20 protein-coding genes are annotated in these 18,208 nt (G+C 62.7%); 13 read left to right on the top strand and 7 right to left on the bottom strand.

What is annotated here, in order from left to right:
• Positions 1-54: 54 nt before the first annotated feature.
• From BKX98_RS01870 to BKX98_RS01855, 4 genes are all read left to right on the top strand, one after another.
• Positions 55-276 carry a DUF3107 domain-containing protein gene (locus tag BKX98_RS01870; protein ID WP_038990596.1) on the top strand — a complete coding sequence of 74 codons (222 nt, stop codon included), beginning with the start codon at positions 55-57 and terminating at the stop codon, positions 274-276.
• A gap of 121 nt (positions 277-397) precedes the next feature.
• Complete coding sequence (locus BKX98_RS01865; protein ID WP_073705972.1) at positions 398-1,852, top strand: RNB domain-containing ribonuclease; 1,455 nt, start codon at positions 398-400, stop codon at positions 1,850-1,852.
• Between the two features lie 256 nt (positions 1,853-2,108).
• On the top strand, positions 2,109-3,734 hold the full coding sequence (locus tag BKX98_RS01860) for a DEAD/DEAH box helicase (RefSeq protein ID WP_038990597.1): 1,626 nt from the start codon (positions 2,109-2,111) through the stop codon (positions 3,732-3,734).
• Between the two features lie 77 nt (positions 3,735-3,811).
• Complete coding sequence (locus tag BKX98_RS01855) at positions 3,812-4,696, top strand: site-specific DNA-methyltransferase (RefSeq protein ID WP_073706425.1); 885 nt, start codon at positions 3,812-3,814, stop codon at positions 4,694-4,696.
• Here BKX98_RS01855 and BKX98_RS01850 read toward each other — a convergent pair.
• Positions 4,681-5,526, bottom strand: a complete 846-nt coding sequence (locus BKX98_RS01850) for a PHP domain-containing protein (RefSeq protein WP_073705971.1) — start codon at positions 5,524-5,526, stop codon at positions 4,681-4,683. The genes BKX98_RS01855 and BKX98_RS01850 overlap by 16 nt on opposite strands.
• A 65-nt stretch (positions 5,527-5,591) precedes the next feature.
• Between BKX98_RS01850 and BKX98_RS01845 the strand changes: the two genes are divergently transcribed.
• The gene (locus BKX98_RS01845) at positions 5,592-7,139 is read left to right on the top strand and encodes an aminopeptidase P family protein (protein ID WP_073705970.1); all 1,548 of its coding nucleotides are present in this window, start codon (positions 5,592-5,594) and stop codon (positions 7,137-7,139) included.
• Positions 7,140-7,224: 85 nt separating this feature from the next.
• Here the strand turns inward: BKX98_RS01845 and BKX98_RS01840 are convergent, their stop codons facing one another.
• Positions 7,225-8,088, bottom strand: coding sequence for a general stress protein (locus BKX98_RS01840; protein WP_073705969.1), 864 nt, complete (start codon positions 8,086-8,088; stop codon positions 7,225-7,227).
• 132 nt (positions 8,089-8,220) lie between these two features.
• Between BKX98_RS01840 and BKX98_RS01835 the strand changes: the two genes are divergently transcribed.
• From BKX98_RS01835 to BKX98_RS01825, 3 genes are read left to right on the top strand one after another with little or no spacing between them, the layout of a single operon-like run.
• Positions 8,221-9,471 (top strand): magnesium transporter MgtE N-terminal domain-containing protein, encoded by a 1,251-nt coding sequence (locus BKX98_RS01835; protein ID WP_038990601.1) that lies wholly within the window; start codon positions 8,221-8,223, stop codon positions 9,469-9,471.
• A 42-nt stretch (positions 9,472-9,513) separates the two neighbouring features.
• Positions 9,514-10,122 (top strand): DUF1003 domain-containing protein, encoded by a 609-nt coding sequence (locus tag BKX98_RS01830; protein WP_073705968.1) that lies wholly within the window; start codon positions 9,514-9,516, stop codon positions 10,120-10,122.
• Positions 10,123-10,125: 3 nt separating this feature from the next.
• Positions 10,126-11,229, top strand: coding sequence for an Mrp/NBP35 family ATP-binding protein (locus tag BKX98_RS01825; protein WP_073705967.1), 1,104 nt, complete (start codon positions 10,126-10,128; stop codon positions 11,227-11,229).
• 14 nt (positions 11,230-11,243) lie between these two features.
• On the opposite strand, the gene BKX98_RS01820 is transcribed toward BKX98_RS01825, so the two are convergent.
• Both BKX98_RS01820 and sigE read right to left on the bottom strand, forming a co-directional pair.
• Entirely contained in the window at positions 11,244-11,645 is a 402-nt protein-coding gene (locus BKX98_RS01820) for a sec-independent translocase (RefSeq protein WP_038990604.1), read from the bottom strand.
• A gap of 77 nt (positions 11,646-11,722) precedes the next feature.
• Positions 11,723-12,340: an RNA polymerase sigma factor SigE gene (gene sigE, locus BKX98_RS01815; RefSeq protein WP_038990605.1), complete on the bottom strand. Its 618-nt coding sequence runs from the start codon at positions 12,338-12,340 to the stop codon at positions 11,723-11,725.
• A 138-nt stretch (positions 12,341-12,478) separates the two neighbouring features.
• On the opposite strand from sigE, the gene BKX98_RS01810 reads away from it, so the two are divergent.
• On the top strand, positions 12,479-13,144 hold the full coding sequence (locus BKX98_RS01810; protein WP_083586583.1) for an O-methyltransferase: 666 nt from the start codon (positions 12,479-12,481) through the stop codon (positions 13,142-13,144).
• Between the two features lie 95 nt (positions 13,145-13,239).
• On the opposite strand, the gene BKX98_RS01805 is transcribed toward BKX98_RS01810, so the two are convergent.
• The 3 genes from BKX98_RS01805 to BKX98_RS01795 form a co-directional block, all read right to left on the bottom strand.
• Positions 13,240-13,407: a DUF3117 domain-containing protein gene (locus BKX98_RS01805; RefSeq protein WP_013349509.1), complete on the bottom strand. Its 168-nt coding sequence runs from the start codon at positions 13,405-13,407 to the stop codon at positions 13,240-13,242.
• Between the two features lie 123 nt (positions 13,408-13,530).
• Entirely contained in the window at positions 13,531-13,875 is a 345-nt protein-coding gene (locus BKX98_RS01800; RefSeq protein WP_073705966.1) for a DivIVA domain-containing protein, read from the bottom strand.
• A 3-nt stretch (positions 13,876-13,878) separates the two neighbouring features.
• Complete coding sequence (locus BKX98_RS01795) at positions 13,879-14,664, bottom strand: TIGR00730 family Rossman fold protein (RefSeq protein WP_073705965.1); 786 nt, start codon at positions 14,662-14,664, stop codon at positions 13,879-13,881.
• 177 nt (positions 14,665-14,841) lie between these two features.
• On the opposite strand from BKX98_RS01795, the gene BKX98_RS01790 reads away from it, so the two are divergent.
• The 4 genes from BKX98_RS01790 (at position 14,842) to BKX98_RS01775 (ending at position 18,161) form a co-directional block, all read left to right on the top strand.
• On the top strand, positions 14,842-15,573 hold the full coding sequence (locus BKX98_RS01790; protein ID WP_038990719.1) for an amino acid ABC transporter ATP-binding protein: 732 nt from the start codon (positions 14,842-14,844) through the stop codon (positions 15,571-15,573).
• Positions 15,574-15,604: 31 nt separating this feature from the next.
• Positions 15,605-16,435: a glutamate ABC transporter substrate-binding protein gene (locus tag BKX98_RS01785; protein ID WP_073705964.1), complete on the top strand. Its 831-nt coding sequence runs from the start codon at positions 15,605-15,607 to the stop codon at positions 16,433-16,435.
• Between the two features lie 140 nt (positions 16,436-16,575).
• Entirely contained in the window at positions 16,576-17,253 is a 678-nt protein-coding gene (locus BKX98_RS01780; RefSeq protein WP_038990609.1) for an amino acid ABC transporter permease, read from the top strand.
• Positions 17,250-18,161 carry an amino acid ABC transporter permease gene (locus BKX98_RS01775; RefSeq protein ID WP_073705963.1) on the top strand — a complete coding sequence of 304 codons (912 nt, stop codon included), beginning with the start codon at positions 17,250-17,252 and terminating at the stop codon, positions 18,159-18,161. Before BKX98_RS01780 ends, BKX98_RS01775 begins: the two co-directional genes overlap by 4 nt.
• Positions 18,162-18,208: the final 47 nt, after the last annotated feature.

Below are 18,208 nucleotides of genomic sequence, written 5' to 3'. Positions count from 1 at the left end.
GACCAGAGGCCCCACACGGGACACCTATTTCGTTCGAGAGGATCTGCGACAATCATGGAAATCCGCATTGGCATTCAGAATGTAGCCCGCGAAGTAGTGCTTGACTCCGAGCTGAGCAACGCCGAAGTCAACGAGCTGGTAGCGAAGGCTATCGCCGACGGAACCGTTCTGGCACTGAAGGATCCAAAGGGCCGCGAGGTATTGGTGCCTTCCGCTGGCATCGCCTACGTTGAGGTTGGCCCGGAAGAAGTGCGCCGCGTCGGCTTCGCACAGTAGCGCTTGCAGCTCGCCAAGGCCCCGCCTTGGCAGCTGGTGGCCGGTTTCGCCCGAATGCGAAACCGGCTATTTCTTTGCCCAAATAGTGATTCGAGTCACCGAGTCGTGATATTCCTTGGGTGTGACTGAACGAAGAATCCGAAGCCCCCGCCCGGTTCCCGCCAACTCGCTGGCCCAGCTGCTGCTCGGCCTGGAAGCGGAGTTCGAGGTGCCGGCACCTTTCGACGAGCAGACTTTGGAAGCCGCAGAGCAGGCGGTAGCCCAATTGCAGCTCCCCGACCAGGACGCGACCGGCATCCCTTTCTTCACCATTGATCCACCCGGCGCCACCGATCTCGACCAGGCGATGTTCCTTGAACGGCACGGCGACGGCTACACAGTGCACTACGCCATCGCCGACGTGCCAGCCTTCGTTGCCCTGGGCGGCCAGCTTGATGCGGTGGCCCGCCAACGCGGCCAGACCTACTATCTGCCGCACCGCAAGATCACCTTGCACCCGCCGCTGATCTCCGAGGACCAGGGCTCGCTGCTGCCGGGCAAGGAACGACCGGCATTCCACTGGAAAATTTCCCTGGACGCCGATGGCGCCCTCGGCAAGGTCGAACTGAACCGCGCGCGCATCCGTTCCAGGGCGCAGCTGGACTACGCCTCGGCCCAGGCCCGGCTGGATTCGGGAGAACCCGATGAGCAGCTCGAGCTGCTCGCCGAAATCGGCGCGGCCCGCCTGCGCCAAGAGCAACTGCGCGGCGGCGCCTCCTTGAACTTGCCGGATCAGGAAATTGAAGAAGCAGGCGAGGGCTACAAGCTGGTCAGCCGCACTCCCCTGCCGCTGGAAGGCCACAACGCGCAGATTTCCCTGCTCACCGGCATTGCCGCGGCCCGCATCATGCTCAAAGCCGGCGTGGGCATCTTGCGCACCATGCCTGCCCCGGACGACGCAGACCAGCGCGAATTCCGTACCCAAACACAGCTGCTCGGCACTCCGTGGGATGAATCGCTCAGCTACGGGCAGTACCTGCATGCATTGGACGTCAGCGACCCGAAGCAGCTGGTCATCATGCATCGCGCCGCCGCCCTGTTCCGCGGCGCGGACTACCAGGTCATCAATGGGCAGCCCGAGGAAGAACTCATCCAGGCGGCACTGGCAGCGCCCTACGCGCACACCACCGCGCCGCTGCGCCGTCTCGTGGACCGCTTCGTGCTGCTCACTTGCAACCTGCTGTCCACCGGCCAGCCGCTCCCGGCACAGCTCAGCTCGGCGTTGGAGGATCTGCCCGGGCTGATGCGCAGCAGCAGCACTGCCGCCAACCGGGTGAACAATGCGGCCGTTGACCTGCTCGAAGCCTATGTGCTCAAAACACGGGTCGGGGAAGAATTCCAGGCCATCGTGCTGAAGTCCGCTGAGCAGAAAGAGGACGGCAAGATTCGTCCCGGTGTCCTCCAGCTGGCAGATGAACCGATTACCGGATCCTTTACCGGATCCGCCCAGCCAGGCACCCTGGTGCGCGTGAAGCTGGTGCAGGCCGATCCCGAAGTGCGCAAGATCAGCTTCGAAATCGTGGCTTCGGACTCCTAAGCCCGGGTTTCCGGTCAAAACCGGCTATGCTTGGCCTATTAGCAATTAGGATGCCCGATCGCAATGGGCTGATAGATGAAACAGTTTTATGGCGACTTCCCAGCGGTCGCCATCCCGCAGGTGCTTGACCAAGCTACCGAGCGTGAAAGCAGCGATCGGCTCCGCTGGATTCGTACGGCACCCTGCATGCTCCCGGCTTCTTGCAAGCCGGAAGGGAACAGGTGCCGTGCCCGCATGAAACGAGAACACGGACATCGTGACTGACACGACGCTTTCGGCCGCAGCTGCCGAACCACAAGACAACGAGCCAACCCCCGCAGAACCGGCCAAGCAGAGTTTTGCCGATCTGAACGTTCGCGAAGACATTGTTGCTTCGCTCTCGGAAGCCGGGATCGAGTACCCCTTCCCGATCCAGGCGCTGACCCTGCCAGTTGCCCTGGGCGGCAACGACATCATCGGCCAGGCCAAGACCGGTACCGGAAAGACCCTGGGCTTCGGCATTCCTGCCCTGCAGCGCGTGATCCGCGAGGGCGACAAGGGCTACGGGGATCTTGAATTCCCCGGTGCCCCGCAGGCCTTGATCGTCGCACCGACCCGCGAGCTGGCCATCCAGGTCGGCGCCGACCTGGCCCAGGCTTCGAAGCACTCGAACATCTCGATCACCACCATCTACGGCGGGCGCCCCTACGAGGAGCAGATTGCCGCGCTGAAGGCCGGCACCGACGTGGTTGTGGGCACCCCGGGCCGCCTGATCGACCTGAACCGCCAGCGCGTGCTGAACCTCAAGCAGGTGCGCACCGTGGTGCTGGACGAGGCTGACGAGATGCTGGACCTCGGCTTCCTGCCGGATGTCGAGCGCATCCTGGCCGCACTGCCGCCGGTACGCCAGGCGATGCTCTTCTCGGCCACCATGCCCGGCGCCGTGATCACCATGGCCCGCCGCTACATGACCCGACCTACGCACATCCGCGCCCAGGACCCGGGCGATGACGATTCGTTGACCAAACGCAACATCCGCCAGCTGGTCTACCGTGCGCACAACATGGACAAGGACGAGATGGTCGCTCGCCTGCTGCAGGCCGAAGGCCGCGGCAAGACCATCATCTTCACCCAGACCAAGCGCTCGGCTGCCAAGCTGTCTGATGAGCTGGTGGACCGCGGCTTCAATGCCGGTTCGCTGCACGGCGATCTGGGCCAGGGCGCCCGCGAGCAGGCGTTGAAGGCCTTCCGCTCGGGCAAGGTCGACATCCTGGTCGCCACCGACGTCGCGGCCCGCGGCATCGACGTGGATGACGTCACCCACGTGGTCAACCTGCAGTGCCCGGATGACGAGAACACCTACCTGCACCGTGTGGGCCGCACCGGCCGTGCCGGCAACACCGGCACCGCGGTGACCTTCGTGGACTGGGACTCGGTGCCGCGCTGGTCGCTGATCAACAAGGCGCTGGGCCTGAACGTTCCCGAGCCGGTGGAAACCTACTCCTCGTCGCCGCACTTCTTCACCGACCTGGATATCCCCAAGGGCACCAAAGGCCGGCTGCAGCGTGCCAAGAAGACTGCCGCCGCCGAGGGCGATGGTTCGCCGCGCCGCGAGGAATCAGCGCGCACCCCGCGCCGCCGCAGCAATTCGCGCACCCGCACCCGCACCGTGAACGGCGTGCAGACGCGCCAGCGCGGCGGGCAGGGCTCCGGTGCCGAGCAGGACGGCGCACGCCACGGCCATTCCAAGGGCAAGCAGGATCGTCCGGCACGCGAAAACGAGCGCCACCGCGAAACCCATGTGGCCGGCGAGGAGCAGGCAGCGGCCGAGGGCGCAGCACCGGCACGCCGCCGCCGTCCGCGCCGCCGCACCCGCAGCACCGAAGCAGGCGGCCAGGACTGATCCCAGTCCAATCGGCCAGTCAACTTTTCCGAAAGGAACTCACACCAGCGGTGCTCGCTCTACCCGAAGAACCAGCTTTGCCTGATGCTGGAACACCAGACGCCCACGCGTCCGGCGTTCCAGCCTCGGGCAATACCGTGTACCACGGCGACAACCTCTCCATCCTCGGCGCCCTGCCCGATCAGAGCTTCACCCTGATCTACGTGGACCCGCCATTCAACACCGGACGCAAGCAGACCCGCGCCCAGCGCACCATGGTCCGCGCTGCCGAAGGCGAAGGCGACCGCACCGGATTCAAGGGGCGCGAGTACAACACCGAGCTGGGGATCGCCCGGTCGTATCACGATGCCTTTGACGACTACCTCAGCTTCATCGAGCCGCGGCTGCGCGAGGCCCACCGCCTGCTGGCCGAGGACGGCACGCTCTACGTGCACCTGGATTACCGCGAGGTGCATTATGTGAAGGTGCTGCTCGACGGGATTTTCGGCCGGGAGTGCTTCCTGAACGAACTGATCTGGGCTTACGACTATGGGGCTCGTGCCAAGAGCCGCTGGCCGGCCAAGCACGACACCATCCTGGTCTATGTGAAGGATCCGAAGAAGTACCACTTCGATTCGGCCGAGGTGGATCGCGAACCGTATATGGCTCCCGGACTGGTGACCCCGGAGAAGCGCGCCCTGGGCAAGCTTCCCACGGATGTCTGGTGGCACACGATCGTCTCGCCTACTGGCAAGGAAAAGACCGGCTATCCGACGCAGAAGCCCGAAGGCGTGCTGCGCAGGATCGTGGCCGCGTCCTCGCGCCCCGGCGATTGGGTGCTGGACTTCTTCGCCGGTTCCGGCACCACCGGTGCGGTGGCGGCGAAGCTGGGACGCCAGTATGTGCTGATTGACCAGAACGTCGAAGCCATCGAGGTGATGAAGGCCCGATTGCCTGAAGGCACCACTTACATCGAGGCCTGAGTCCCAGTCCCCTCGGCGATTATTCTTTGCAGCATGTCCGGCTCGGTGAGATTCTCACCGAGCCGGTTCAGCTTTCCGGTCCCGTGGTAGTCCGACGAGCCGGTAACGATCAGATCGTGCTCGGCGGCCAGCTCGAGCAGCCAGGATTTCCCCTCTGCGGTATTGTCCCGGTGGTGCACTTCAACCCCGGCCAGACCGGCCTCGATCATCTCGTAGAAGGTCGAGTCGGGAACCACCCGTCCCCGGGCTGAGGCCTTGGGATGCGCGAACACCGGAACGCCGCCAGCTTCCCGTACCAATTGCACGGCAGTGGCCGGATTCACCGCTGGATGCGACACGTAATAGCGCGAACGCGAGGACAGGATGTTGGCAAACGCCTCGTTGCGGTTCTCCACCACTCCCGCGGTCACCAGCGCATCGGCAATATGCGGGCGGCCAACGGTGGAGCCCGGAAGGCAATGCTCCCCCACCAGATCCCAGCTGATCGGATAGTCCTCGGCCAGCAGATCGACAATGCGGCGGGCGCGGATGATCCGCGAGTTCAGCGCGCGGCCCAGCTCATCGAGCAGTGGCTGGTAGGTGGGGTCGTGCAGGTAGCTGAGCAGGTGCACGCTGATGCCGTGGGCATCCTGGCAGGTGATTTCCATGCCCGGAACGAACCCCAGTCCCAGCTTCCGCGCCTGCGCCGTGGCTTCGTCCCAACCGCTGGTCTGGTCATGATCTGTCAACGCCACGACATCCAGGCCGGCAGCCGACGCTGCGCGCATCAGCTCGGACGGAGTTTCAGTTCCGTCGGACACATTGGAGTGGGTGTGCAGGTCAATTCGCATATGCCTAGGTTATCCCCTGCGCTGATTCTTTGCTGGGATACACCTGATGGTGACACACTTGGAGCATGACCAATCAAGATTCAACTGCACCAAGCACTGATCAGCCGTTGGAAGACCGCGTGAACAACCGTTCCCAGCGTCCAACGTCCAAGGCATTCCAGGAATTCATGGCCTCCTCGTGGGCCCAGGACACCTCGGACTTGCCAGAGCAGGATGCCGCTGCCAGCTACGCGGCGGCCCGTCGTGTCAAGCTCTCGGAAAACTTCACAGGCGAACGCATCGTAATCCCGGCCGGCCCGCTCAAGGTCCGTTCCAACGACACCGACTACCGCTTCCGCCCGCATTCGGCCTTCGCCCACCTCACCGGTCTGGGCGTCGACCACGAGCCCGACGCAGTACTGGTCATGGAACCAACCGATGACGGCGCAGGTGAGCACGGCTCCAACCATGTCTCCACCCTGTACTTCGCGCCGATGGCCGGCCGCGACACCACCGACTTCTACCTGAACTCGCGGTCCGGCGAATTCTGGGTCGGCCCGCGCCCTACCCTCTCCTCGCTGTCGGCACGCACCGGGATGCCTACCGACTCGCTGGAACAGCTGGAAATGGCGATCACCAAGAACTCCGGCCCGCAGGCCCTGGGCGGCATCCGCATCCGCCTGGTGCGCGAAGTCGACCTGAACATCGAGGCGCTGGTGGACACCTCGCGCATCAACACCGGGCAGGACTTGGAAGCCAGCGACGCCCTGGATACCGAGCTGTCCGAGTTCGTTTCCGAGCTTCGCCTCATCAAGGACGAATACGAAATCGCGGAGCTGCGCAAGTCGGTTGCCGCAACCATCAACGGTTTCGAAGATGTGGTGCGCAACTTGGACAAGGCCGTCGCCCACGAACGCGGCGAACGCGTTGTCGAAGGCGCCTTCTTCGCCCGTGCCCGCCTTGAGGGCAACGAGCTGGGCTATGACACCATCGCCGCCTCGGGCAACAACGCCACCATCTTGCACTGGATCCGCAACACCGGATCCGTCAAGCCGGGCGAGGTGCTGCTGCTGGACGCCGGTGTCGAGGCCGAATCGCTGTACACCGCGGACATCACCCGTTCGCTGCCGGTGTCAGGCAAGTACACCGAGGTACAGCGCAAGGTCTACCAGGCCGTACTGGATGCCGCCGATGCCGCGTTCGCCGCGGCCAAGCCGGGACTGAAGTTCCGCGACCTGCACCAGATCGCTACCCGCGTCCTGGCCGAGCGCCTGTCCGACTGGGGCCTGTTGCCGGTCTCCGTGGAAGAAGCAATGGATCCAGAAGGCCAGCATCACCGCCGCTGGATGCCGCATGGCACCAGCCACCATCTGGGCCTGGACGTGCACGACTGCGCGCAGGCACGCGCCGACCTGTACCTGGATGCCAAGCTGGAAGAAGGCATGGTCTTCACCATCGAACCTGGCCTGTATTTCAAGGACGAGGATTTGGCGATCCCCGAAGAATACCGCGGCTTGGGCGTGCGCATCGAGGATGACATTCTGGTCACCGCCGATGGCGCCGAGAACCTGAGCGTTGCCCTGCCGCGCAAGCCTGACGAGGTCGAAGCGTGGATGGCTAAGCTGCGCGGCTGAATCCTCCGGCAGCGTTAAACGGCGAAGGCCTGGGTGCGGTTACCGTGGTAACTGCACCCAGGCCTTGCTTGTGCCCGGCTGTCGCCTAGCCTTCCGAATCCTTGCGGGATGCCGAGTCCTGGTCAGGTTCTTCGGCTTGGGCTTGCGGCTGCTGCGAGGTATCAACCTTCGGCTCGACTTCCGACAGGTCCTGCGCTTCCTTGGCCTCGGATGCCGGTGCTTGGGCTTCCTCCTTGGCCGGCTGTGCCGCTGGAGCTGCTGGCTGGGCCTCGTTCACTCGCACGCCATAGCGCGGGCGGCCATCTGGCAGGTCGGGGAACTGCGAGCTGCGCTCCGCGCCCGTTGCGGGCTGCGCACCACTGGCCGGTGCGGCCGCGGCAGGCTGTGCTGGAGGCGTGGCGGGGACGGCAGGCGCCTGCTGCTGCGGGGCCTGGGAAGCTGGGTGCGCCGGGGCCTGCTGCGGGCGCATAGGCAACTTGGAGGCCAGGGTGCGGGCAGCCTGCGCATGCTCGAAATCAACCACTACGTCGAAGCTGGTGGCCACGAACTGGCTGGAAGACGCGAAGTCGCGCTTGCCACGACGGGTCGAATAGCTGATCACGCCAGCGATCATCCAGATAGCCATGCCCAGGCCGATTGCGGAGAGAATCTGGTACAGCCCGTTTCCGCCGCCCCCGAAGAGCGTCAGCAGCAGGCCGACGAACAGGCCCATCATGCCGCCCTGGGCCGCACCGGCCAGCGCCACGCGCGGGTAGGAAAGCTTCGCGGTGACCCGCTCCACGGTGCGCACGTCGTTGCCGACGATGCTTACCGCAGCAACCGGGAAATCATTATCGGCCAGGTAATCCACGAGCTTCTGGGCATCGAGATAGCTGGTGTAACGTCCAAGCAGTTCTCCGCGCGGCAGGCCGCTGGTGCTAATCGAATTTACTCCATGAGGCGAGGTCATATCTATATTGTGCACGGGTTTACTGTGAGCCTGCATAGTTGTGAAGCAACTATCGCTGTGGGTGAAAGAAACAGGGCGTCGCCTGTGGCTTGGCACACCGGGAACAGGCCGTGAACGCGATAGTCTAGGAAGGTGAGCGCACAAGTGTCTAAAATCTTCGTCGCCCGGCTGCTCGGGCTTGATGTCTTTGACCCCTTGGGCGACCGCCTAGGCCGTTTACGCGATGTCGTGGTGGTCTCCCGCGGCCCCAAGAAACCCGCCGCCTGCGTGGGCCTGGTCGTCGAGGTCCCCGGCAAGCGGCGGGTCTTCGTTCCGATGACCCGCATCCAGTCCATGGAAGCCAACCAGGTGATCTGCAACGGCCTGGTGAACATGCGCCGCTTCCAGCAGCGCGGCCAGGAAATTCTGGTGGCCGCCGAAATGTTCGACCGCACCATCACCTTCACTGACGGGTCCGGCCGCGGCGTCATCGAGGATATCGGCCTTGCGCAGACCCGTCGCGGCGACTGGGAAATCAACGAATACTATGTCCAGCGCGGCGAACCGACCGCCAATCTGCTGGGCCTGCGTTCGCGCCGCCGCAACAAGGTCCTGGTCTCCTGGGACGAGGTCAGCCACGGTTCGAAGAGCGAACCGCAGTCCGCTGACACCTTCGTGGCAGCCCACGACGAGATGAAGCCCGCAGACTTCGCCGACGCCTTGCACGAAATGAATGAGAAGCGACGCCTGGAAATTGCCGCCCATCTGCAAGATGAGCGCTTGGCTGACGTGCTCCAGGAGCTCCCGGACCGCGAGCAGGTGGAAATCCTCTCCGCACTGGGGCTGGAACGCGCCGCGGACGTGCTTGAGGAAATGGACCCGGATGACGCGGCCGACCTCCTGGCCGAAGTCAGCGAAGAGACCAAGCACCAGCTGCTGGATCTGATGAACGAGGAAGAGGCCAAGGACGTCCGCCGCCTGCTCGCCTACCCCGAAGGCACCGCCGGATCGATCATGACCCCTGTTCCGGTCATCCTCACCCCGGAATCCACGGTCGCGGAAGCTTTGGCCTCGGTGCGTCTGGAGGAGTTGAGCCCCGCGCTGGCTTCCACCGTGTATGTGGTGCGCCCGCCTCTGGAAACCCCCACCGGACGCTACCTGGGCCAAGTTCACATCCAGGCGCTGCTGCGTGCCGCTCCCCCGGAACCGCTGGGCGATATCCTAGATACCGAGCTGGAACCGATGTCGGATCTGGCCAATATCACCGAAGTGGTTCGCCATTTGGCCACCTACAACCTCACCAGTGTAGGCGTGACCAACAAGGAGGGCCGGCTGGTCGGCGCCATCACCGTGGATGACGTGCTGGACCACATCCTTCCGGATGACTGGCGTTCCCAGGACTAGCCAACGCCCCAACTACCCACCAGCAGCAAAGGAGTTCCAGCTATGGCTGAGCAGCGCAAGAGTAACGGCCTGGATACCCCGCTTGCAGCACGGCAACGCTTCTGGCCGCGGTTCTCCCCGAACCCCGACCTCTTCGGTTCGGCCACGGAGAAGTTCGCCCGCTTCATGGGCACCCCGCAGTTCCTGCTGTACATGACGGTATTCTGCGCCTTCTGGCTGATCTGGAATTCGGTCGCGCCGATCAATTGGCGTTTCGACGATGCCACCATCGGCTTCACCGCGCTGACGCTGATGCTTTCCCTGCAGGCTTCCTACGCGGCTCCGCTGCTGCTGCTGGCGCAGAACCGCCAGGATGACCGCGACCGCGTCTCGCTGTCCGAGGACCGCGCCCGTGCAGAACGCAACCTGTACGACACCGAGTACCTGACCCGCGAGCTGGCTTCCCTGCGTCTGGCCCTGCGCGATGTCGCCACCCGCGACTACGTCCGTTCAGAATTGCGCAATGTCCTTGAAGAGCTGCTGGAAACCACCGACGGCGAAGAGCTGCACCTGCGCGCCAAGAAAAAAGGCGGCAACAAGAACTCCCAGCCGCAAACCGGGATGATCGAAACCGTCAAGCCCCAGCAGAGCCAGCACCGGAAGAACCACTGAGCATTGAGCAACACCCCAGAACTCCTCGCCGCCCTCGCACAAGTCAACGACCCGGAGCTTCGCCGGCCCATCACCGAATTGGGCATGGTGGAATCCGCTGAATTGGCCGATGGCACGGCCACGGTGAAAATCTTGCTGACCATCGCCGGTTGCCCGATGCGCTCCACCATCGAGCAGGACGCCACTGCGGCCCTGCTGGCCGTCGCCGGCGTGCAGCACGTCGAGGTGCAGCTGGGTGTCATGGATCCGCACCAGCGGGCAGCGTTGCGCGAGTCCCTGGCCAGCCGCCGCACGCCGTTCTCCGACCCTGCGTCCTTGACCCGGGTGATCGCGGTGGCCAGCGGCAAGGGCGGAGTCGGCAAGTCGTCGCTGACCGCGAATCTTGCCTGCCAGCTGGCAGCCCAGGGGCTGAAGGTCGGACTGATCGACGCCGATGTGCACGGCTTCTCCATTCCCTCGTTGATGGGAATCTCGCAGAACCCCACCCGGGTGGATGAGATGATCTTGCCTCCGGTAGCGCACGGGGTGAAGGTCATTTCCATTGGCATGTTCCTGGATTCCAACCAGCCGGTGATCTGGCGTGGACCGATGCTGCACCGCGCCTTGGAACAGTTCCTTTCGGATGTCTACTTCGGCGACCTGGACTACCTGTTCCTCGACCTGCCGCCCGGCACCGGGGACATGGCGATCTCAGTTTCCCAGCTGCTGCCCAATAGCGAGCTCCTGGTGATCACCACCCCGCAGTCCACTGCGACAGAGGTTGCCGAACGCGCCGGCACCATCGCCTTGCAGACCAAGCAGAAGGTGATCGGCGTGGTGGAGAACATGAGCTTCCTGCAGCTGCCCGACGGCACGCGCATGGAGGTCTTCGGTTCCGGCGGCGGCGCCAAGCTCAGCGACTCGCTGAGCCAGCAACTGGGATACCCGGTCGAGCTGCTGGCCCAGATTCCATTGGAAGAATCCGTACGCGTGGGCTCGGATCACGGCCAGCCGGTGGTGCTCAGCACCCCGGATGCTCCGGCCGCCGCGGCAATGCGGGAGCTTGCAGGAAAATTGGAACAGCGACCGCGCGGACTTGCCGGGCGATCGCTGCCAATGACTTTCTAAAGTGGGTTGCAGGCCTAGGTTGCTTCGGAGTCGAACGGAGCCGGTTCGTTGGCGCCCAGCTGCTGCTGCGTGGTGATGGAAGGAACCGCGGTACGCACCGGAGCCGGGGCCACCGTCTTGGCAGGGGCACCCTTGGCAACATTCACGGCATCATCGAATTCATCGATAAGCGCTTCCTTGATGATTCGGCGAGGATCATACTGGCGGGGATCCAGCTTCTTCCAGTCGATATCGGCAACTTCGTCGCCGACTTCCTCGCGCAGCTGCTCCTTGGCCCCATTGGCCATGCGCCGCACTTCCTTGACCAGGTTCGCTAGCTTTTTGGCGTACTCGGGAAGCTTTTCGGGGCCCAGAATAACGACCGCAAGCACGGCGAGAACGACAAACTCGCCACCATTAATACCAAAAAGATCCACGTAAGAAGATTACCTTGTTCCAGAGCGACTGACGAAGTCACCGCGCCATGCCAACGGTGAACACCCGGTGAACGGGGTTAGCTGGCGGCGCGCAAGCCTCGCGGGATGCGTGGCAACGACATGGTCTTGGCTGGGCGATTTGCCGGATTGCGGTGAGCCAGCGCGTCTCGCAGCATGGCTCGGCCACGGTGGATCCGCGAGCGCACCGTGCCTAGCTTCACGTCCAATATGCGTGAGACTTCCTCGTAGGAGAAGCCTTCCATGTCGCACAGGACGATGGCCGCACGGAACTCCGGGGACAGGGCGCGCAAGGCCTCTTGCACGTCGACATCCAGGTTGTTGAATTCGAAATAGCGTTCCGGGGTCACAGCTGTACCGGGCATCCGGTCTTCGCTTCCCTCGGCGAAACGATCGAAGCGGATCTTGCTCTTGCGCCGCGCCTGGTCCAGGAACAGATTGGTGGTGATGCGGTGCAGCCACCCGCCCATGGTTCCCGGGGTGTAGTTCTCCAGTGCCTTGAACGCGCGAACAAATGCCTCTTGGGAAAGGTCCTCGGCATCCTGGCGGTTGCCAGTCAACCGGTAGGCCAAACGGAAAACCCGCTGCCCATGCTCCTGGACCATCTGGTCCCAGGTCGGGGTCGCGGTTTCGCCAGTCGCAGCGGCAGAAACAGATTCACTTCGTGCATTGTTCACACTCCAAGTATGAAATGGGAAGCTGAGCTGAAGCTAAGAATCCTCTGCGCGAGAACCTGCAAGTTCAACAATTTCGGGTAACGGCGTAGGTACGATTGATACTGGCCACGCCAATTCAACTCTTGAGGACCACCGCAGATGCCTTCGATGAATCCAGAACTCTTTGCGAGCTGGACCTACGCCCAGACCCACGTCAACGAGCCGGAGCATGTCGCCGCGGTTCGCGAGCGCGCGGAAGACCTGGGCGTGCGGTGCATTGACCCGGCGGGCCGCTCAATGCTGCAGCTGCTGTGCACCCTGCGCCAGCCGCGCAACGTCGTGGAAATCGGTTCCGGCGTGGGTGTCGCGTCCCTGGCAATGCTGGAAGCCATGGGCAGCGCCATGACGCTGACCGCGATCGAACCGGATCTGGAACACGCCAATGCGATGCGGCAGGGCCTGCGCGACTCGTCAATACCTTCGGCCCGCGCCCGCATCATCAATGAGCGTGCGGAGAACGTCCTATCGCGCTTGGCGGACCACGCCTACGATCTGGTGCTCATCGATGCCGGCGCCGAACTGCTGCTCGAATATGTAGCCGAAGCCAAGCGGCTGGTGGGAACCGGCGGCGTGATCATCGTGAACAATGCCTTCGACGAGCACCGCCTGGCCAAGCCCGCAGTGCGACGGCCTTCCACCGTCACGACCCGCGATGCACTGCGCATGATGCGCGAGGATCCGCGGCTGCAAACTCACCTTGTCCCAACCGAGCAGGGATTGTTCGTGGCAACTGTCCTTCCGGCCAGGCCGGCCACGCGGCGCTAGGAGCCATTTTCAGGCAAAACGAAGGACCGACATTTCTGCCGGTCCTCAATAGCCGCACGAGCACCTCGTGCGGCCAAGCTGGAACTTGAGCAACCCTACTCGGTGACCTTGAGCAGGCACTCGCGCAATTCGGTTGCCTCGTCGTTGTTCAACTCGACCACCAGTCGTCCGCCTCCGTCGATTGGCAGGCGCAAGATGAGGCTGCGGCCTTCCTTAGCGACTTCCATTGGCCCGTCACCGGTGCGTGGCTTCATAGCAGCCATTAAGCTGTTCCCTTCGTCTGTGGCTAACGCATGCGTTGGCGCCTGCCACGCATGCAACCGAATGCCTAGTCCATCCTCAGCAAGGAATCCCGGCTGAGTTGGGACACTTATCTCTTATTATTACTAATTTTCGTTCGTGTCGCTAATCACACGCCGTGACTCCAGGTCACGAATCGTATTCTCGAGGTTGGTGATTTCGGCCGCCAGGACATCGAGCACATCATCGACCTGGTCGCAACGGTAGCCGCGCAAGCCCAGGGAGAAGCGGACCTTGTCCACGTCCTCGGCGCGCGGATTCTTGGGCAGCAGCACCGGTGGCAGCGACGCCTGGTGCTCGACCAATCCGGTGATGGCCTCCCCGGTGGATTCGAAGTGGCGGCCGGCTGGCACGCTCTTCCGCTGGCTGGAGAGCAGCAGCGCGACCGCGCCGACCAGCAATACCGCAATGGCAATCAGGAGCGTTGGCATCCGTTACTGCCCCTTCGCCAAGTTGCCGACCTTCTGGTTCTCCTGATGTGCGCGCAGCACCAGATCCACCGCTTCGTCAGGATCATCCGTGATCGTGAACAGGTCCATATCAGCCGGCGATATGGTGCCTTCGGCAACGAGCGTGCTGGCCATCCAGTCCACCAAGCCTCCCCAGTAGTCGGTGCCGACAAGCACGATCGGGAAACTGGTGATCTTCTTGGTCTGCACAAGGGTCAGCGCTTCGAAGAGTTCATCAAGGGTGCCGAAACCGCCAGGCAGCACAATGAAGCCCTGCGAGTACTTCACGAACATCGTCTTGCGCACGAAGAAGTAGCGGAAGTTCAGGCCCTTGTTCACCGAGGCATTCAGTCCGGTCTCGAAGGGAAGCTCAATTCCCAGGCCCACCGAGATCCCGTCCTTCTCGGCGGCACCCTTGTTGGCGGCTTCCATTGCGCCAGGGCCGCCACCGGTGATCGTGGTGATGCCTTCCTCGGCCAGGCGGCTGCCGACACGCTCGGCCATCGCGTAGTAAGGGCTGTTCCGGTCGGTGCGCGCCGAACCGAAAACTGCAATGGCGGGTCCGGTATCGGCCATGGTTCCAAAGCCGCTGACGAATTCCGATTGGATCCGCAGCACTCGCCACACATCGGTGTGCGTGACGTCGGCCTGCGGACTGTCCAGGAGATAGTGGTCAAGCTGATCTTCTGGCTGCTTCCCTGGCCAGCTCGCTTCGATGTGGTGCTTTTGCCCGATCCGGGCATTTTCTTCACTCTTACGCTGATGAACCATGCCTTCACTCTATCGGTTAGTTCTGCCCATCCTTGGATGTGACCTACCGCTGCTTGAAGAACAGTTTGATAACAACTCGATGTGACGTGGTCGAAGAGTCGCGTAGCCGGCGTCACATCAAGTAATGTCTACAACATGAAAAGCGATCATCAGGCTCAGGCTTCTTCTGACGGCCCTATCGTCCAGCTGACTGGGGTCAATAAGCACTACGGTGCGCTGCATGTGCTCAATGACATCAATCTCGAAGTCACCAAGGGCGAGGTCGTTGTGATCCTCGGCCCTTCCGGCTCGGGCAAGTCGACGTTATGCCGCGCCATCAACCGGCTTGAAACCATCGATGAAGGCACCATCAAGATTGACGGCAAGACCCTTCCCGAAGAAGGAAAGGCGCTGGCCAATCTGCGTGCAGATGTCGGCATGGTCTTCCAGTCGTTCAACCTCTTCGCCCACAAGTCGATCTTGGAAAACGTGACCCTCGGACCGATCAAGGTCAAGGGCATGAAGAAGGACGAAGCGAAGAACTTGGCAATGCAGTTGCTGGAGCGGGTCGGCGTGGCCAACCAGGCCGGCAAGCTGCCGGCACAGCTTTCCGGCGGCCAGCAGCAGCGCGTGGCGATCGCCCGCGCACTGGCCATGAAGCCGAAGGTCATGCTCTTCGACGAACCGACCAGCGCCCTGGACCCGGAAATGATCAACGAGGTCCTGGACACCATGGTCGGACTGGCGAAGGAAGGCATGACCATGCTCGTGGTCACCCACGAGATGGGCTTCGCGCGGAAGGCCGCGGATCGCGTGATCTTCATGGCCGACGGCCAGATCGTCGAGCAGGCCGCACCGGAAGAATTCTTCACCAATCCCAAATCCGACCGTGCCAAGGACTTCCTTGGCAAGCTGATCACCAACCACTGATTTCATCATCACGCATCCACTAGGAGGAACAATGCGCAAGACTCGTTTCGGTACCGTAGCCGCAATGGCCGCCGTCGCAGCCCTGGCCCTGACTTCATGCGGCGGCTCCGGCGATAGCGAAGCCGACGGCGACAAGATCCGCATCGGCATCAAGTTCGACCAGCCAGGCCTCGGCTTCAAGGACGGCGACAACTACACCGGTTTCGATGTGGACGTCGCCAAGTACGTAGCCAACGAATTGGGCTACACCGAGGATCAGATCGAATTCGTTTCGGCCCCTTCGGCCAACCGCGAGACCATGCTGCAGAACGACCAGGTCGACATGATCTTCGCGACCTACTCGATCACCGATGAGCGCAACAAGGTCGTCGACTTCGCCGGCCCGTACTTCGTTGCCGGCCAGGACCTGCTGGTTCCAGCCGACTCGGATATTGCCGGCCCGGAAGATCTTGACGGCAAGAACCTCTGCTCGGTCACCGGTTCCACCTCGGCCCAGAAGGTCAAGGACAACTACGCCCAGAACACCAACCTGCAGGAGCTTCCGGGCTACGCAGAGTGCACCACCCAGATGAGCGGCGGCACCATTGACGCGGTGACCACCGATGACATCATCCTCGCGGGTCTGGCTGCGCAGCCAGCCTACAAGGGCAAGTTCAAGGTAGTTGGCGCGCCGTTCTCGGAAGAGAACTACGGCGTGGGCCTGCCTGATGGCACCGACAAGTGCGCCGACATCAACGCGGCGATCACCAAGATGATCGAGTCCGGCGAATGGCAGAAGGCCCTGGACAAGAACACCGAAGGCACCGGCTACAAGCCAAACGCTGAGACCAACCCGCCAACCCTTTCGGATTCCTGCGCCTAGCAGCACCTGATGCAATGGGGGCCAAACGCAGCGTGTTTGGCCCCCATCTGCAATCTGCGTTACTCCGGTAACCGGCTGATGCAGGTATCGGACCCATAGCCACTTGGCCGGTATTCCGGCCATCGAGACAGAGGCTTGCAGTGGAGAACTATTTATCCATATTCACTGAGTACGACATTCCCGGAGCTTTCTGGGTCAATATCCAACTAACGTTCTGGGCTGCCATTGGCGCCCTCGTTCTGGGCACTATTCTGGCCCTGCTGCGCATCTCTCCCGTAGGGAGCTTCCAGGCCATTGGCACCAGCTACGTCAACTTGATCCGCAATACGCCGCTGACCATCATCATCCTGTTCTGCGTGCTGGCGCTCTATGGCCAGCTCGGATTCGTGCTCAGCTCAGACTTCCAGAACAACTTCTTCCGCTTGGCCGTCCTTGGCCTTGCGGTCTACCACGCGGCGTTCGTGTGCGAAGCCATCCGTTCCGGCGTGAACACGGTTCCGCTGGGACAGGCGGAAGCTGCCCGTGCCATCGGTTTGAGCTTCTTGCCCGCAGCACGCATGGTGATCTTGCCGCAGGCCTTCCGCGGAGCCATCGTGCCGCTGGGCAACACCCTGATCGCCTTGATCAAGAACTCCACGGTCGCGGCGGTCGGTTCGGTAGCCACCGAATCCTCCTCGGTCATGAAGACCATGATCGAGTTCCGTGCCGATATCGTCATCCCGATCTTCTTGACCTTCGCGGTGGGCTTCGTGATCATCGTTATTCCAGTGGGCCTGCTGACCACGTGGGCTTCGAAGAAACTGGCGGTGGCACGATGAGCGCCTCGATTCTTTTCGATACGCCCGGGCCCAAGGCCCGGCGCCGCATCCTGGCTGTCAACATCATCGGTGCCCTGATTGCCCTGGGCATCGTTGCTTGGATCATTTTGGGCCTCGCCGCCAAGGACCAGATGCAGGCTTCCCAGTGGGATGACTTCATCGAGTCGAGCACCTGGAAGAACTACTTGCTGCCCGGCTTGTGGAACACCGTCAAGGCCGCCATCTTCGGCATTGTCGGTTCGGTGATATTCGGCCTGATCTTCGGTGTTGGACGCCTGGCGCAGAACAAGCTGATCAACGGTGTATCCACCGTGATTGTCGAATTCTTCCGTGCGGTTCCAGTGCTGCTGATGATCGTGTTCTTCAACGTCTTCTTCTCCCGCTCATTGCAGCTGCCAGGAGATACCGCGATGTGGGCCGTGGTCGCAGCACTGATCTTCTACAACGGCTCGGTCGTTGCGGAGCTGGTCCGTTCCGGAGTGCACAATCTGCCCAAGGGCCAACGCGAAGCCGGTATCGCGATCGGCCTGACCCGCGGCAAGTCCCTGCGCTACATCGAGATTCCGCAGGCACTGGTGGCCATGCTGCCAGCGCTGATCGGCCAGTTCGTGGTGATCTTGAAAGACTCGGCCCTGGGCTACATCATCAGCTTCAACGAGCTGCTGTTCTTCGCCCGCACCTACTCCTCGCCGAACGGCAATGTGCTGCAGGCTCTGATCGTGGCGGCGGCGATCTTCATCATCATCAACTTCACCCTGAGCAAGCTGGCAGTGATCGTCTCGCGCCGCTTGAGCAGCCGGGTGAAGAAGGACAAGACTGCAGCCGCCAACCCGACGGCGGCAGTGGTTGGAGCCCCCGCGGATCTGGGCACGCAAGCGGGCCAGGATCGCGAAGATCCCAAGGCCTAGCCACCGCAACAGAAAAATCTCCGTACCGCTTGGGCATCAACCACACG

The organism is Glutamicibacter sp. 0426 (genome assembly GCF_001906485.1).
Classification (GTDB): Bacteria; Actinomycetota; Actinomycetes; order Actinomycetales; family Micrococcaceae; genus Glutamicibacter; species Glutamicibacter nicotianae.
Note: the sequence above shows the minus strand (reverse complement) of the source record. Positions and strands in the feature narration are given on the sequence as shown.

What these genes read in the sequence shown, in the direction of transcription:
- BKX98_RS01810 (WP_083586583.1), top strand. Translation starts at nt 12,479, where the DNA reads ATGCCTTCGATGAATCCAGAACTCTTTGCGAGCTGGACCTACGCCCAG.
- BKX98_RS01840 (WP_073705969.1), bottom strand. Translation starts at nt 8,088, where the DNA reads ATGACCTCGCCTCATGGAGTAAATTCGATTAGCACCAGCGGCCTGCCG.
- BKX98_RS01785 (WP_073705964.1), top strand. Translation starts at nt 15,605, where the DNA reads ATGCGCAAGACTCGTTTCGGTACCGTAGCCGCAATGGCCGCCGTCGCA.
- BKX98_RS01795 (WP_073705965.1), bottom strand. Translation starts at nt 14,664, where the DNA reads ATGGTTCATCAGCGTAAGAGTGAAGAAAATGCCCGGATCGGGCAAAAG.
- BKX98_RS01800 (WP_073705966.1), bottom strand. Translation starts at nt 13,875, where the DNA reads ATGCCAACGCTCCTGATTGCCATTGCGGTATTGCTGGTCGGCGCGGTC.
- BKX98_RS01850 (WP_073705971.1), bottom strand. Translation starts at nt 5,526, where the DNA reads ATGCGAATTGACCTGCACACCCACTCCAATGTGTCCGACGGAACTGAA.
- BKX98_RS01775 (WP_073705963.1), top strand. Translation starts at nt 17,250, where the DNA reads ATGAGCGCCTCGATTCTTTTCGATACGCCCGGGCCCAAGGCCCGGCGC.
- BKX98_RS01845 (WP_073705970.1), top strand. Translation starts at nt 5,592, where the DNA reads ATGACCAATCAAGATTCAACTGCACCAAGCACTGATCAGCCGTTGGAA.
- BKX98_RS01805 (WP_013349509.1), bottom strand. Translation starts at nt 13,407, where the DNA reads ATGGCTGCTATGAAGCCACGCACCGGTGACGGGCCAATGGAAGTCGCT.
- BKX98_RS01830 (WP_073705968.1), top strand. Translation starts at nt 9,514, where the DNA reads ATGGCTGAGCAGCGCAAGAGTAACGGCCTGGATACCCCGCTTGCAGCA.
- BKX98_RS01870 (WP_038990596.1), top strand. Translation starts at nt 55, where the DNA reads ATGGAAATCCGCATTGGCATTCAGAATGTAGCCCGCGAAGTAGTGCTT.